The organism is Pseudoxanthomonas japonensis, from assembly GCF_043632995.1.
GTDB lineage: Bacteria > Pseudomonadota > Gammaproteobacteria > Xanthomonadales > Xanthomonadaceae > Pseudoxanthomonas_A > Pseudoxanthomonas_A japonensis.
Window position 1 is genome coordinate 2,795,802 of record NZ_CP171632.1, and the last position, 14,206, is coordinate 2,810,007.

A 14,206-nucleotide genomic window follows, 5' to 3' on the forward strand; every position below is an offset into this window, starting at 1 on the left:
GGGTCCGTGGTCGTTGATCGGGAGGCCACGATAGGCGAGCATCGCCGGACGCTCTATCGCCCTGCGTCCACTTTTCTTATTGGATCGTCCATATGTCCGACCCACTGTCCGACATCGTCCGCCTGCTCCGCCCGCAGGCGGCGTTCTCCAAGGGCATCACCGCCGCCGGTGCCTGGGCGGTGCGGTACAGCCCGTTCGGCGAGCCCAGCTTCTGCATTGTCCAGGCAGGCCGGTGCGTGCTGGCGGTAGATGGCCAGGCCCCGGTGGTGCTGGAAACCGGCGACTTCGTCCTGCTGCCGGCGACGCCGGGGTTCCTGCTGTCGGACGGGCGCACGCAGTTGCCCCACCACATCGACCCGGTCCGCGACCCGCCCCCGGACCAGGCGATCCGCCACGGTCGCCAGGACGGGCCGCCTGACGTACGCCTGCTCGGCGGCTGGTTCCGCTTCGCTGCGAACGAGCCGGACCTGCTGGCCGCGCTGTTGCCCGCACTGGTGCATGTGCGTGGCGTACCGAGGTTCTCGCAACTGGTGACACTGCTCGGCGATGAAGCCGATGACGACCGTCCCGGGCGCGACGTGGTGCTGTCAAGACTGGTGGACCTGCTGCTGGTGGAAGCGCTTCGCGCCATGCCTGCCGCCACCACGCCGCCAGGCCTGCTGCGCGGCCTCGCCGATCCGCGCCTGGCGCCGTCGCTGCGCGCACTGCACGCACGGCCCGCGCATGCATGGACCGTCGCCGAACTCGCCCGGCATGCCGCGCTTTCGCGCTCGGCGTACTTCGAACGCTTCAGTCGCGCGGTCGGCGTCGCGCCGATGGCCTATCTGCTGAACTGGCGGATGGCGCGCGCCCGCGAGTTGTTGCGCGAGGGTCGCGTCAGCGTGGCCGACGCCGCCGACCAGGTCGGCTACCGCTCGCCCGCCACGTTCAGCACCGCTTTCCTCCGCCATACCGGCCTGCCGCCGCGTCGCTACGCCCGTCAGCACGCGGCGACACCCAGCGCAATGCGCAGCTGACATCGCGCCACGACGGAACTGGCCGTTGTCGACGCTGCTCACGGCCCGTTCTTCGGTGCGGGTGAACCGCCGCGCCATCGCCGACGCGCAGGTCCGGCAACCGGTGTAGATCACGGCTACGCGTCGAGATCATGCATCCAGATAAGGCCTCGTCGTCTCCGTCAGCCACGCCATGAACGCCTGCACGCGCTGCGGCAAGTGGCGGCGGTGCGCATACAGCAGCGTCACCGGCATCGGCTCGGCGACGTGCTGTGGCAGGACTTCCACCAGCAACCCCTGCTCCATCAGCGTGCACAGGCCCGCGACCGGCGCTTGCCCCTCATCCGCCCCCGTATCGGGTACGGCGCAGGCTATTCGGGCACCTTTCTCTCCGCCTCGCGGGGAGAAGGCATCGGAAAGCGTCAGAACTCCACCTTCACCGACGGCGCGCTGCGTTTCGCTTCACCGTGGTAGACGGCTTCGATGTTGTTGCCGTCCGGATCCAGCACGAACGCACCGTAGTAACCCGGGTGGTAGTCGCGCAGGCCAGGCGCGCCGTTGTCCTTGCCGCCATGCGCCAGTGCGACCTCGTGGAAGCGGTCCACCATCGCGCGGTCCTGCGCCTGGAACGCCAGGTGATGGCGACCGGTGAGCTTGCCGTCCGCCGCCTCGCTGTCGGCGGTGGAAACGAACAACTCGTCGGCCCAGAAGTAGTTGCCACCCTCGCCGGCCATCGGAATGCCGAGCACGTCGAACACCGCGGCGTAGAAGGTACGGCTGGCCTCCAGGTCGCGCACGACCAGCTGGATATGGTCGATCAGGCGACCGCGATGCAGTTCGTTGGTTTCCATGGAGCCTTCTCCGGTGATGGTCGCGGCAGTATTCCTGCCGATTGTGGACAGCCAGTGTCCGCGAGGCGCCGTTAACGCGGTCTCGACACCGGGTGACGGACGCTGGCGCTCCGCCAGCCACCGCGAGCGTGCCATGCCCGAGTCCATCTACGATGCCCTGCACGAAAGCCACGAAACGCAGCGCTCGCTGTGCCGCCGCCTGCTGCGGTCCAAGCCCGGTACGCGCGAACGGCTGGACCTGTTCACCGCACTGCGCATCGAACTGGCCGCGCACGCCGCCGCCGAGGAGCGCTTCCTCTACGTGCCCATCCTGATGGACGACCGCGGCCTGAACTCCTCGCGCCATGCGCTGCACGAGCACCACGAGATCGACGAACTGGTCGAGGACATCCAGGCGCTCGACCCCCGCCGAGCCGCCTGGCTGAAGAAGGCGCGCGAACTGTCGGAGAAGGTGCATCACCACCTGCGCGAGGAGGAGAAGAAGTTCTTCCAGGTCTCCGGCCGCATCCTCAGCGCGACGAAGAAGGCGCAACTGGCGCGCCGGTACCGGCGCGACTACGCGCGCATGCGCAAGGAGCTGGAGGCGAAGTAGGCCTTCCTCTCCTCAACCGTCCTTTCAGGCGTCGATGCCGATCGCGGGAAAGCGCGGGTTCACGCCATCCTGTGATTCGGCCCGCACTTCCAGCGCTGCGTGGTCGATGCGTTGACGCCGTCTTTGCACAAGGAACACGACACTGCAGGCGTGGTCGATGCCGCAACCGCGGCGTGCCGGATCCAGGTGAAACAGCCACGGCGACCACAAGGGTACCGTTGTGCGAAGCCTCAGCTTCGTCCAGCTTGGCTGCAAGTGCGTCCCCGTGAACGGATCGCTGGCGCGGTACCCTCTTCACCATTGCGTCGCGATCCCCGTGCGTGGCGTCAGCCGCGGGCGTTGTCGTCGTCGTTTAGATGCATGGCAGCAGGATGGCATGCCGCATCCTTCGGCACCGTATCGGTCATCGTGCGCAATGTATCGGGTACGCCGAGGGTTGCGATGGCGAGCGTTGCCGCGGCGAATACGCTGGCCGCACACAGCGGCGCCACCTCGGCCCCCGTGCCGTCATCACGGCGGCGTGCGCGACGGCGCCCCGCATCGGGAGAGCCGCGCTTCATACGTTCGGCGGCAACGGGGCACACGTGCGGGGACCGGTATCGACCGGTGCCGCCAGCGACTGCAGCTGGCAGAACGTGGCATCGTAGGCGGCGACTTCTTCCTGGTACTGGCACAGCGCGCGGAACGGACTGCGCGCCGAGAGCGCCTGCGCGGCGGCGCGCAGGCGCTCGCCGTCGGGGTGGCTCTGGACCAGGGCCGCGATCCAGACGGTAAGGGCTTCGAGCTGCCCGGTGGCGCGGGCATCGCTGGTTTCCAGGCGGTCCAGCAACGTATGCAGATGGGCTTGCGAGTAAAGCAACATGGGGCATGACATCCGGTCGGTGATCGCCGCATCCTGGCCCCTGTTCCGGCTGCGGTTTCCCCCGATCACGCGTCCGGTGCGCGGGTGCGGACACCTCCGCACCCGCGCGAGTCATGTGGCGTTGGGGAAGGCGTGACGTTTGGCCTATCCGCGCAGGTTCACTTCAGCGACCTTGTCTCCGTAATCTTCCTTGGGATCCACACCCAGCAGCATCTTCACGCCGGCGAGCAGGCTGTGTTCGTTGAGCCAGATTTCCGCGTGCTCGGCGTCGAAACGCAGCAGCGCGAGCTTGGGATCGTCCTTGCCGTCCTCGTACCAGGCGGCGATGAAGGGATTCCACAGACGCTCGATCACAGCGCGATCGTCGTCGCGTACCAGCGAGCCCTGCAGGCTGGCGAAGACGTCATGACCCATGGACGCGAACGTCGCGATGGCGCGCTGCGGTTCCCGCGTGCGCTGTGCAAGCAGGTTGTCGGTGGCGGTGAAGATCCATAGCGGTCCGCGCCCTTCGTGTTCGAGCAGCGCCGTCATCGGGCGGGTATGCCCGTCCTCCACGCCGTCCAGGCCCAGCATCATCGTGCGATCGGACTTGATCGCCTTCCACAGTTTCTTCTCGAGTTCCTCGGGCGTATGCATGGCGTGCTTCCTCGTCTGGAATAGCCGCACGCTAGGCCGACGGGCGTCGCCGCGCCGTCAACGACCACCGCCGCCGTCAGCCGTGCGTCATCTTTGTCGCGCAGGCGTCACGGCAGCCGTACCCGCAGGTGAACGACGCCCGCCGATTTCACCGCGCGTTCGCGAGCGCCCGCCCACGCTGGCACGGCGATTCCCACCAGGAGATACGCCATGAAAACTTCTCCCATCCTGCTGTCGCTGGGCCTGATGTCGCTGATGTCCGCAGCCGCGGCGCAGACCTACGGTCCGAAAGACGAGGGCCGCCGTTTCAGCGACGGCAGCAAGGTCGAATGCCGCAACGTCGAAGTGCAGAAGAACAGCCGCGATCCCAACCGCGTCGCCGGTACCGCGATCGGCGCCGTCGTCGGCGGCCTGCTCGGCAACCAGGTCGGCAGCGGCAACGGCAAGAAGGTCGCCACCGTGGGTGGTGCCGTCGCCGGCGGCGCGATCGGCCGCAAGGTGCAGGGCAACAGCCAGGAGAACAAGGGCGACCGCATCGTCGAGCGTCGCTGCGAGCGCGTCTATCGCTGACGCGAGCCGATGCACACCCAGGACGGCAACGCGGGCTTCCGGATCACATCTCGTCCTGGCAGGCGCGCTTGAGCAGGTCGTCGCCACTTCCTGCGCACCGCGCCGCGTAGACCCGCGCGGCGTCCGCCTTGCCGGCGCGCCGGTTCAAGCGCACGCCGTAAGGCAACAGCTCCGGAGGATCGCCCAGGCTCTTCCGGCTGACCTCGAGCACCTGCAATGCCTGCTCGCGGTTGCTGCTGCGGCTGGCCATGTCGAGCGTCAGCTGGTGAAGGGCGAACAGCGAATCACTCCGCCCGAGCTCTCCCTGCAGCGCGGGGAGCGCCTTGTCGCGATCCATCTGCGGCTCCATGAGGCGCATCGCGGTGTAACGCACCAGCGGCGTATCCGACGCCGGCCCGCGCACCAGTGCCTGCAGCACGGCATCCTGCTGTGAGCGGGGCATGCGCGTCGTATCAGCGGCGAGCACGTCGTGCGCCAATTGCGTGGCCTCGAACACCGCGGCCACCTCCGCGTCCCCCGACCACGGCAGCGAACGCATGTCGGGGCGCTCAAGGTCCGCGTGCCGGGATTCGATATGCGCCCGCACACGTTCGATCCGAAGCGCTGAATCGCGATGCGTATTGCCGCTGGCCTGCTGCACGCGTTGCTGGGTGCTGCCGACCAGCGCAGCAATCAGGTTGTCCACGCTCTTGCCGTCGTCGAGGCGGCGCTTCGCCGAGCGTGCCTGCTCGCTGTTCTGCAGGTATCGCCCCAAGGTGGCGGCAACGCCCGCTTGCCCGGCAGGCGCGGCGGAGGTGCCGGCGCGTGTGCGCTGCCGTTCCCACAGCGCCATCCGGCCCAGCAGGTCCATCATGCCGATCGGGTTGTAGCCGGCCGCGACCATCAGATCCGTGCCCATCAGGTCGGCTTCGTCTTCCTGCGAGCGCGCGCGCGTAGGCACGATGCCGGCCTGCACCGACTGCATGGCGGTCTCGCGCATCAGCGCGTGGCGCATGTAATCGGTGGAAGGTCGCGAGGCGCTGACGTTCGCGTACTGCCGGTCCAGGTACAGCGACGTCAGGCCCGCGCCGACACCCTTGGCGGTCTCCAGCGCGCTCTTGCCGGGATGCCTGCGCAGTACGTGCGCATATTCGTGGGCCAGCAGCGCGACGACCTCGTCGCGGCTCTCCAGGCTCCGCAGCATGCCCGCCGCCACGAAGATGGAGCCGTCCTCGGCGGCATAGGCCTGGAACGTGGGGTCAGGGATCACGTACACCCGTGCGACGGGCGCACGGGACCCGGCGGCGCGACGAAGCTCCTGCACCATCTGGTCCAGCGCGCCATCCAGTTGCGGGTGGCGCATCACGCCGTAGGCCCAGCGCTGCCGCTCCACCGGCGTCATCGTGCGGTTCTGCCGGAACGACTGCAGCACGCCGCCTAGCAGTTGCGCGTTGCGGTTGAGGCGTTCCATGTCCTTGTCGCTGATCAGCGGCTTGCCCGCTTGCGCGGGCATCGCCAGCCCCAGCACGCAGGCGAGCAGCAGGCTGCTCGACGGTGGCGTCTTCACGGGCAGCCCTCGCCCGCGCCGCGTACCCCCGCGGTGGCGGCGTCGCGGCTGGCGGTCACGCCACTGGCCGTGCGCGGGGGCGCACATCGCACACCCGGCGCCAGGCTCAGGTCGCCCTCGATGCGCAGCTTCAGCTTGTCCACCCATACCGCCCCGCCAGCGGTCTGCACCTGTACATATCCCTTGCGCGAGACGTCCAGTACGGCGGCATTGGCCAACGCCACACCGGCCACGTGCAGGCCCGTGCGCTTGAAGCGTTCGCCGTCCCGTTCGAAGGTGGCGACCTGGTCACTGGTGGCCTGGATCACCCGGGCCTTCAACGGGGACGGTTCCGTCCACGCCCATGCCGTCGTTGCCACCACCAGCACCGCCAGCATCACCCACGTACCGCGCACCTTCTTGTTCGCCCTGCCCATCGTCCTGCTCCTGTCCTTGGGGGCGTTGCTGCCCCAGGTTCACCACGTAGTACGTCACGGCCAGCGCGAGGCCCAGCAGGCCGATCCAGTCCTGCGGCGGCTGCCGCCATGCCAACTGTGCAAACACCGCCACGCCCATCCCCAGCAGCGCCGACAGCACGGCGATCAGCACCATGCGCTTTGTCGTACCGCGAACGGCCAGCAGGACCATGCCCGCCGCCAGCGACAGCAGCACGGCGTTGAGCAGCGCCAACGCCAGATTCGCGCCCTCGGTGCGATGCGCGCGCCGCTCGCCCCACGTCATCAGGTTGTCCAGCGCCATCGCGTGGAGGTACACCCCGGGAATCTGCTGGTGCACCGGCGACAGCACGCGGTCGTTGAGCCCCGTCAGGTGGGTACCGACCAGCACCACGCGATCGGCCAGCGCGTCGCGCATCGCGTCTTCGTCCAACTGCTCTTCGAACACGGTGAACGTATAGGCGCACCGTTCCCGGTTGCGATCTTCCACCTGCTCGTCGCGGCCACTGTTGAAGCTGTCCCACAGGAGCCGCAGCGACACCGCCATCCGCGCGCCGTTGCCCACCTCGTCCCTGCGCGTGCAGGCGACGGCTGCCGGCCCGCGCGGGCGCGTGCTGCCCCATTGCACCGCCATGGGTTGCGCGCGCGCAGGCGCCGACAGGGCCGCCGCAGGCTCCGTACAACCGGCGCGCGCCCCGCCGCAAGCGGCCTCGTACAGCGCCAATGCGACGCTGCGCTCATCGGCGCCGGCGCCGGCCACTCCCGGCGCACCCAGCGCCGCCCCCTGCGCGTTGATGTAGTCGCCGTAGATGCTGAGGGGGTAGTCGCCGCCCGCGCCCTGCCAGCTCGTCACCACGTCGCGGGCGCCGCCGGCCTGGGAGAAGAGGGAGCGCCCGCCTGGCGCAGCCACTCCGAAGTACACCGGAATGCCTGCTGCCATGACCTCCTCACCGATGCCCAGGCGCGCATCCTCGTAGCTGTCGTCGTAGTCGCGACGTTGCTGCATCAGGATATCCAGGTACACCGCGCGCGGACGCTGCGCCAGGATTCGCCTCACCACCTCGTCGTAATACGTGTATTGCGGCGGCCAGCCCACGCCACGCGCCTCCAGCGTGTGGTCGTCGATCATCACCACTGCGATGTGGTCCTGCGCATCGCTGCGGTAGAACGGGGCCAGCACGCGGGCGGTGATGCGTTGCGACTGCGCCTTGCTTGCGTTGTCCAGTCCGAACGGTTCGACCACGTCGAACAGCAGCGCCAGCAGGAACACGCCGGCGAACACGGGCAGGCTGGCGTCCACCCAGCGCACGAGCGCTCGCAGCGGCGGCCAGGTCCACGCCCCGGGGCCATGCATCCGCCAGCACGTGCCCGCGCGGCGCCATCCCGCGTCCACCAGGCCGCACTTGCGTGCCCGGCACAGCAGTCCGCCGGGCATCCGGCGCAAGCATGGCCAGGCTTCCGCCAACCCGGCCAGGAACGCAGCCGTTCCCACGCCATCGCCCGTGTGCGCAGCGGCGCGTGTCGCCTGCCGGCTCTGGATTGCGGCGTCGTCCGCCACGTCGTTCCCCCTGTATACCGGCACCCCCGTCCCGGCTTTCCGCACCATAACGGCGCGCATGTGCGTGTTCAACCCGCCCCGCGGCGCGCCTACCCGTGCGTCCCCGACGCCGCGGGCGGCTGCGCCTGCAGCACCTGCGCGGGCATGTCCTCGACCGCGCGCGGCTTGCCGATGTAGTAGCCCTGCAGGCGGCTGCAGCCCATCGCCACCAGCATCTGCTTCTGTTCCGGCGTCTCCACGCCTTCGGCCACCACGTCCAGGCCGAGTTGCTGGCCCAGCATCACCACCGATTGCACGATGGCGGCGTGGCGCGAACCGGTGGTCATCTGGCGCACGAACTGGCGGTCGATCTTCAGCTCGTGCGCAGGCAGGTAGGCGAGATAGGACAGGCTGGAGTAGCCGGTGCCGAAGTCGTCCAGCGAAATGCGCGCACCTACCGCTTCCAGCTGCGTGAGGACCGCCACCGTGCGCTCGGGCTCCAGCATCGCCATCGATTCGGTGATCTCCAGCGTCAGCGCGCCCGGCGGCAGGCCGTGCCGGCGCATCGCCGAGGCGACCTGCGCCACCAGGCAGTCGCCGCGCACCTGCACCGGCGACAGGTTCACCGACACCGTCGGCACGCGTGCGCCGGCACGACGCCACACGGCCCACTGGCGGCAGGCTTCATCCAGCACCCACTGGCCCAGGTCGACGATCAGGCCCACGCGCTCGGCCAGGGCGATGAAGCGGTCCGGCATCACCAGGCCCAGCCGCGGATGCTGCCAGCGCACCAGCGCCTCCATGCCGGCCATGCCGTTGTCCAGCGCGCGCACCTGCGGCTGGTAGTGCAGCACCAGCTGCCCACGTTCCAGCGCCTTGCGCAGTTCGTAGGTCAGCTGCAGCTGCCCCTGCACTTCCTCGCCCATCGATGGCGCGTACAACGCCAGTCCGTTGCGGCCGGCCTGCTTGATGTAATACATCGCCACGTCCGCGTGCGCGATCATCGCCTGCGCGTCCTCGCCGTCGCCGGGATAGTGCGCGATGCCGATGCTGGCGCTGACCGCGACGTCGTCGTTCTCCTTCAGGCGCGTCGACTCCACCAGCGCCGCCAGCAGACGCTCGCCGCGCGCGGTGGCCTCGCCGACCTCCGTCACGCGCGTGACCATGACGAACTCGTCGCCGCCCAGCCGCGCCACCGTGTCGTCGGCGGACGCCACGCGCCTCAGCGTATCGGCCACGCGCACCAGCAGCGCATCGCCCACATGGTGGCCGAAGGCGTCGTTGACCCCCTTGAAACCATCCAGGTCGATGAACAGCAGCGCGAACCGCTCGCCCGCCAGCTGCGCACGCACGATGCGCTCCTGCAATTGGTCGGTCAGCATCATCCGGTTGGGCAGTCCGGTGAGCGCGTCGTGCATCGCCAGGTGGGTCAGCTGGCGGTTGGCCAGCTGCAGCGAATCCGACAGCCGCGCGGTGCGCTCGTGCAGCAGGCGGTCCAGCGCGCTCGCACCGATCGCCGTGCCCAGCACCGCGGTGTTCACCACCACCACCAGCCAGGCCAGCGAATCCGGCGACAGCCCGTCGCGCAGCGCCGCGCTGCAGATCGAACCGGCGGGGAAATACGCCGCCGCCATGCCGGTGTAGTGCATGCCGACGATCGCCACGCCCATCACGCCGGCGGCGAGCAGGCGATGCAGGCGTTCGTGGTGCGCGTTGTCGCGCAGGCGGTACGCGATGACCAGCGCCGCGCCGGCGGCGACGATGGCGATCAGCAACGACGCGCTGAACCACAGCGGCCGGTAGATGATGGCCGGATCCATCCGCATCGCCGCCATGCCGACGTAATGCATCGCAGCGATCCCCAACCCCATCACCACGGCGCCGCTCACCATCCGCAAGCGGGTGACGTGGTCGCGCGTGACCAGCCACAGCGCATAGCCGCTGGCGGCCACCGCCATCAGCAACGACAACAGGGTGATGCCGATGTCATAGCCCAGCCGGATCGGCAGGCGCAGCGCCAGCATGCCGATGAAGTGCATCGACCACACGCCGATGCCCATCGCCAGCGCACCGCCGGCCAGCCACCAGCGGCGGGCGACCGGATCGCTGGCGCGGATGCGTCCGGTGGTCTTCAGCGCGGCATACGACGCCACGACGGCCACGACGAACGACGTGGCCACCAGTTCCGGCACATAGGTCGCGATGAGTCCTGATTCCATGGAACGTTCCTGCCGCTCGTCTCCTGACCGGTTAACGGCGCGGACGCCTGAAGAATGAAGCGGTACGCCGACCACCGGCGCCAGCATGGTCCATTGTGCCGATGCTGTCACATTCCTACCCGACCCATTGCGCGGCGGGCTCGATGTGCGGCGTGATGGTGGCGTCCTTGCCGGCGCCCCTCCACCCGCGTATAACACCCGTTATAACGCCTGGAGACCTTCCGTGAAGCTCAAGATCACCACCATCGGCAATTCCGCCGGCGTCATCCTGCCCCGCGAACTGCTGGCGCGGCTGCGCCTGGACAAGGGCGACGAACTGCACGCGCTGGAAACCCCCGACGGCATCCGCCTGACCGTCTACGACCCCACGCTGGCCGAGCAGATGGACATCGCCGAGCAGGTGATGCGCGAAGACCGTCAGGTCCTGCACAAGCTGGCACAGTAGAGGCGGACACGATGATCATCTGGATCAGCAGGACGCTGGCACTGGCCATCCACGACCGCCAACTCGCCGAGCATGGCGGCGGCAGCGGTGTGCGCGACGAAGGATTGCTGGAGGCCGCCCTGGCACGCCCACAACAACGCCATGCCTATGCCGATCCGCCTGCGGACCTTGCCGATCTGGCGGCGGGACTCGCGTTCGGCATTGCTCGCAACCATCCCTTCATCGACGGCAACAAGCGCACCGCGCATGTCTGCTACCGCGTTTTCCTCCGGCTCAACGGAGGCGATCTTGCAGCCAGTGATGAGGAGAAATACGCGATGACACTGGGCCTTGCGGAAGGCACCATCAGCGAAGCCGAATTCGCCGAATGGCTGCGTCCGCGCATCACGATGTCGGCGACCGGCAAGGTGCAGGAACCCCCCGCGCGCTACGCCCGCTGACAGGCTGACACGTCCACGCGTCATCCGGCAGGCACCGTCACCGGAACTCCCGATGTGCGCCGAGCATGTCCGTGCAGCTACGCGTCGAGCGCCTCTCGCAGCGGAGCGAGGTCCGACGCCCGCGTCGGCCGTACCACGCGCGCCAGCTCGCGCCCGCCGTCCAGCACGATCACCGTCGGCCAACGCGTTACCCGGAACGAGCGTCCCAGCACCCGTCCCTTGCCGTCCTCGATCTTGAGGTGGGTCACGCCGGCCATATCGCCCAGCCAATCGCGCAGCAGGGGCTGGGCGAGCCGGCAATGCCCGCACCACGGCGCGCCGAACTCGAGCACCACGATGCCCTCCATGGCATCGACGGTGCTCCGCGCAGGCTCGACCGCCGCGTAGTCGGCGCGGTACGTCACGCGTCCCGGGCGAGCAGCCGTTCGATGTCGTCGAGCCGGCTGTTGGTCAGATCCTTGCCGATCTCCGCGACGATCCGCTGCGTGGCCTCCTTGTGCAGCAATGGGCGCACGCGTCCCAGCGTAGCCGGATCGGCGACCAGCACCAGGTGTTCGTACTGCTGCTTCAGCGCACTGTCGTTCAATCCGCGCGCCAACTGCTTGGCGAAGGTCGCCTCGTCGATCTGGCGGCTGGTGGATTCGCCGGGCACGCTGCCCGATGGCCCCTCATCGTTCGCGTTCATCAGTTCGAGCAGGTCGTACTGGTGCAACGACACCGCGCCGTCTTCGCCGCGGTTGCGGAAGATGCGCGCGCCCTCGCCGTCGGCGACGACGACCAGTGCATCCACGGGTAAGTCACTCATATCGATCTCCTGTGCAGGGAAGAACACGGCGCTGCACTCCGCCGTGATGCGACGGAGCGCAGCGCGCGGAACGTCAGTGCGGCTTCTGCCGGTCCAGGGTGAAGGCATCGGCTACGGCATGCCTGGCGCGTTCCCAGGTCAGGCGCGAGCCGCCCCGGAAGCGGCCCCAGCCGCGCTCGAGATCGGTCGACAGGCTGTCGTCCCAGGGACGATCCGCATACTGGCTGCGCGCGTAGGTGCCGTAACGGTAGGCCGAGCGGTAGTCGTCGAACGCGTCGCCGTCCTGCCGGTACGGCGCCGTCTGGAAGCGCTGGGCGAAGGTGTCGTCGGTGCGCGCGTACGCATCGTACGTACGGTCGGCGCGTTCCCATGCGTCCTGCAGTGCGGGACGCGCGCGCTCCCAGTCCAGGCGGGACTCGCCGCGGCGCGCTTCCCAGCCCGCCTGCAGGCGGCGCTCGGTTTCTTCCCACGACTGCTCGGGATACTCGCCGCGTGCCACTGCGCCGGCGTGGTAGACGCCTGCATAGTCGCGCTGGAAGTCGTGCTCGCCGGAATAGTACGGACGCGTGGGTGCGGTTTCGCGCCAGTAGTCGGCTTCGCCGGTCGGATCGATGCGTTCGGCCACGCCCTTGCCTGCCGCCGCGCCGATGACGGTGCCGGCGGCGGCGCCGATCAGCGTGCCGATGGGACCGAACACCGTGCCGGCCACCGCACCGGCCGCCAGGCCACCGGCGGCGCCACCGACGCCCACGCCGACCGGGTGCGAACCGGGTGCACCACTGATCGGATCGCGGTTGGCATCCCGCTGTGAAGTATCGCGTGTCATCTGGACTGTCTCCGTATTGGATAGGAAAGAAGATGCGACGTGCATCGCGTCATTCCGCGCATGGACCTGCGTGAGCATGCATGCGCGGGGTCGTACCGATACTCCGCATCCGGAGTGATCGCGATGTGCACTCGGCTCATGTTGGTGAGCGCACCGTGATCGAAACACCTCGATTACGACAATGCGACATGAACCGGCGGTTCCACACCCTCACCGTGCCGCGTGCACGATGACCTGCGCTAGCGCGCGTCGCCTGCGTTGCGCGGCAACGTGATGACGAACGTCGTCCTGCCATCGTGCGAGCGCGCGGCCACATCGCCGCCATGCGCGAGTGCGATCTCGCGCACGATGAAAAGCCCCAGCCCCAGGCTCGAGTGCTCGCCCTTATGGGCCGTTTTCGATCCACGGCGCAACGGATCGAACAGGTCGTTGAGCGCATCGCCGGACACGGGCTCGCCGACATTGCTGACCGAGATCGCCATGCCGTCGCCAGCACCCACCAGCGACACGTCGATCGCGCCGCCTTCGTCGCCGTACTTGGCCGCGTTGGTCACCAGGTTGTGGACCGCTTCGCGGATGCGCGCGTCATCGACGTGGCCGCACGTGTCGCCCTCGACCTGCAGCGAGATGGGCGCATCGGGCAACGAGACGCGCAGGAGGTCGATTTCTTCCGCGAGTGCGGAACCCAGATCGCAGGCGGACCGCTGGAGATTCATGCCGCCGCCCAGCGTGCTCTTGCTGTAGTCCAGCAGCCCGTCCACCAGGCGGCCCAGTTGGATGCCACCGCTGAGGATGCGTTCGGCCTGGCGCGCATGGGGCGTGCCCTTCGTGCTGTCCACCAGCAGATCCGCGGTGCCCACGACCGCACTGAGCGGTCCGCGCAGATCGTGGCCCAGCGCACCGAGAAAGACATGGCGCCACGAGTCCACCGTGCGCGAGAACTCCGCCAGCGATTCGGCCACCGCCTGGTCGATCGCTTCGTTGAAGCGGATCATGTCCTCGACCGAACGGGCGGCCAACGCCTCGTCGGCGGACCACAGGCGCAGCACCGACGCACGCAACGCGCGGTACTCGGCGATCATCTGGTTGACGCCGAACCCGTCGTCCGCGCGGCTGCGGCCATGGCTGGTCGCCGCCGATTCCGGCCCGACCGCCGCGGGCGCACGACCCTCGGCCTTGTCGCGCTGCTGCGCAGGACTCTGCGCGGTACGCAGATCCAGCACGATCGCACGCAGGATCAGCGGAATATCGTTGCGCAGGCGTTTCAGGTTCAGCCCGGCGCCCGCCGGTGCCTGCGTGATCGCGAACTCCACCGCGTCATCGAGGATGCGTCCGGTGTTCGCTTCTATGAAGTCGGCAAGTCGCATGCGCGCTCCTTTCTGCTCACGGAATGTCGCGACGCGTGACGTCATTGGATACTCCAGGATTCGCCGCGTCGCACGGTGGCG

At 68.6% G+C, this 14,206-nt stretch carries 19 protein-coding genes; 5 read left to right on the forward strand and 14 right to left on the reverse strand.

All coding sequences use genetic code 11. The features are described 5' to 3' along the window. Positions 1-92 precede the first annotated feature (92 nt). The gene (locus tag ACGHX3_RS13000; RefSeq protein WP_394695213.1) at positions 93-1,016 is read left to right on the forward strand and encodes an AraC family transcriptional regulator; all 924 of its coding nucleotides are present in this window, start codon (positions 93-95) and stop codon (positions 1,014-1,016) included. Between the two features lie 129 nt (positions 1,017-1,145). Here the strand turns inward: ACGHX3_RS13000 and ACGHX3_RS13005 are convergent, their stop codons facing one another. Beyond that, positions 1,146-1,283, reverse strand: a complete 138-nt coding sequence (locus ACGHX3_RS13005) for a hypothetical protein (RefSeq protein ID WP_394695214.1) — start codon at positions 1,281-1,283, stop codon at positions 1,146-1,148. Between the two features lie 134 nt (positions 1,284-1,417). Next, the gene (locus ACGHX3_RS13010) at positions 1,418-1,846 is read right to left on the reverse strand and encodes a VOC family protein (protein ID WP_162336265.1); all 429 of its coding nucleotides are present in this window, start codon (positions 1,844-1,846) and stop codon (positions 1,418-1,420) included. A 133-nt stretch (positions 1,847-1,979) separates the two neighbouring features. Between ACGHX3_RS13010 and ACGHX3_RS13015 the strand changes: the two genes are divergently transcribed. Further along, the gene (locus tag ACGHX3_RS13015) at positions 1,980-2,438 is read left to right on the forward strand and encodes a hemerythrin domain-containing protein (RefSeq protein WP_213602779.1); all 459 of its coding nucleotides are present in this window, start codon (positions 1,980-1,982) and stop codon (positions 2,436-2,438) included. 24 nt (positions 2,439-2,462) lie between these two features. Here ACGHX3_RS13015 and ACGHX3_RS13020 read toward each other — a convergent pair whose 3' ends face one another. From ACGHX3_RS13020 to ACGHX3_RS13035, 4 genes are all read right to left on the reverse strand, one after another. Further along, a complete protein-coding gene (locus ACGHX3_RS13020; RefSeq protein WP_394695215.1) occupies positions 2,463-2,648 on the reverse strand; it encodes a hypothetical protein in 186 nt (61 codons plus the stop codon). 116 nt (positions 2,649-2,764) lie between these two features. Then, positions 2,765-2,998: a hypothetical protein gene (locus ACGHX3_RS13025; RefSeq protein WP_394695216.1), complete on the reverse strand. Its 234-nt coding sequence runs from the start codon at positions 2,996-2,998 to the stop codon at positions 2,765-2,767. Next, complete coding sequence (locus ACGHX3_RS13030; RefSeq protein ID WP_162336262.1) at positions 2,995-3,300, reverse strand: hypothetical protein; 306 nt, start codon at positions 3,298-3,300, stop codon at positions 2,995-2,997. The genes ACGHX3_RS13025 and ACGHX3_RS13030 overlap by 4 nt, the downstream gene beginning before the upstream one ends. A gap of 144 nt (positions 3,301-3,444) precedes the next feature. Next, positions 3,445-3,936 (reverse strand): pyridoxamine 5'-phosphate oxidase family protein, encoded by a 492-nt coding sequence (locus ACGHX3_RS13035; RefSeq protein WP_213602768.1) that lies wholly within the window; start codon positions 3,934-3,936, stop codon positions 3,445-3,447. Between the two features lie 210 nt (positions 3,937-4,146). Between ACGHX3_RS13035 and ACGHX3_RS13040 the strand changes: the two genes are divergently transcribed. Further along, positions 4,147-4,506: a glycine zipper 2TM domain-containing protein gene (locus tag ACGHX3_RS13040; RefSeq protein ID WP_394695217.1), complete on the forward strand. Its 360-nt coding sequence runs from the start codon at positions 4,147-4,149 to the stop codon at positions 4,504-4,506. A 43-nt stretch (positions 4,507-4,549) separates the two neighbouring features. On the opposite strand, the gene ACGHX3_RS13045 is transcribed toward ACGHX3_RS13040, so the two are convergent. From ACGHX3_RS13045 to ACGHX3_RS13060, 4 genes are all read right to left on the reverse strand, one after another. After that, on the reverse strand, positions 4,550-6,052 hold the full coding sequence (locus ACGHX3_RS13045) for a M48 family metallopeptidase (RefSeq protein WP_394695218.1): 1,503 nt from the start codon (positions 6,050-6,052) through the stop codon (positions 4,550-4,552). Next, on the reverse strand, positions 6,049-6,360 hold the full coding sequence (locus ACGHX3_RS13050; protein ID WP_394695219.1) for a hypothetical protein: 312 nt from the start codon (positions 6,358-6,360) through the stop codon (positions 6,049-6,051). The genes ACGHX3_RS13045 and ACGHX3_RS13050 overlap by 4 nt, the downstream gene beginning before the upstream one ends. Further along, positions 6,341-8,044: a CHASE2 domain-containing protein gene (locus tag ACGHX3_RS13055; RefSeq protein WP_394695220.1), complete on the reverse strand. Its 1,704-nt coding sequence runs from the start codon at positions 8,042-8,044 to the stop codon at positions 6,341-6,343. The genes ACGHX3_RS13050 and ACGHX3_RS13055 overlap by 20 nt, the downstream gene beginning before the upstream one ends. A gap of 89 nt (positions 8,045-8,133) precedes the next feature. Further along, positions 8,134-10,242 (reverse strand): putative bifunctional diguanylate cyclase/phosphodiesterase, encoded by a 2,109-nt coding sequence (locus tag ACGHX3_RS13060; protein ID WP_394695221.1) that lies wholly within the window; start codon positions 10,240-10,242, stop codon positions 8,134-8,136. A 223-nt stretch (positions 10,243-10,465) separates the two neighbouring features. Here ACGHX3_RS13060 and ACGHX3_RS13065 point away from each other — a divergent pair, with 223 nt between their 5' ends. Both ACGHX3_RS13065 and ACGHX3_RS13070 read left to right on the forward strand, forming a co-directional pair. Then, entirely contained in the window at positions 10,466-10,687 is a 222-nt protein-coding gene (locus ACGHX3_RS13065; protein ID WP_162336257.1) for an AbrB/MazE/SpoVT family DNA-binding domain-containing protein, read from the forward strand. Positions 10,688-10,698: 11 nt separating this feature from the next. Further along, entirely contained in the window at positions 10,699-11,127 is a 429-nt protein-coding gene (locus ACGHX3_RS13070) for a type II toxin-antitoxin system death-on-curing family toxin (RefSeq protein WP_162336256.1), read from the forward strand. A gap of 77 nt (positions 11,128-11,204) precedes the next feature. Here ACGHX3_RS13070 and ACGHX3_RS13075 read toward each other — a convergent pair whose 3' ends face one another. The 4 genes from ACGHX3_RS13075 to ACGHX3_RS13090 form a co-directional block, all read right to left on the reverse strand. Next, positions 11,205-11,474 carry a thioredoxin family protein gene (locus tag ACGHX3_RS13075; RefSeq protein ID WP_394697292.1) on the reverse strand — a complete coding sequence of 90 codons (270 nt, stop codon included), beginning with the start codon at positions 11,472-11,474 and terminating at the stop codon, positions 11,205-11,207. A 53-nt stretch (positions 11,475-11,527) separates the two neighbouring features. Beyond that, positions 11,528-11,932, reverse strand: coding sequence for a host attachment family protein (locus ACGHX3_RS13080; RefSeq protein WP_394695222.1), 405 nt, complete (start codon positions 11,930-11,932; stop codon positions 11,528-11,530). 73 nt (positions 11,933-12,005) lie between these two features. After that, positions 12,006-12,758, reverse strand: a complete 753-nt coding sequence (locus ACGHX3_RS13085) for a hypothetical protein (RefSeq protein WP_394695223.1) — start codon at positions 12,756-12,758, stop codon at positions 12,006-12,008. A gap of 239 nt (positions 12,759-12,997) precedes the next feature. Continuing rightward, positions 12,998-14,125 (reverse strand): sensor histidine kinase, encoded by a 1,128-nt coding sequence (locus ACGHX3_RS13090; protein WP_394695224.1) that lies wholly within the window; start codon positions 14,123-14,125, stop codon positions 12,998-13,000. Between the last annotated feature and the right edge of the window lie 81 nt (positions 14,126-14,206).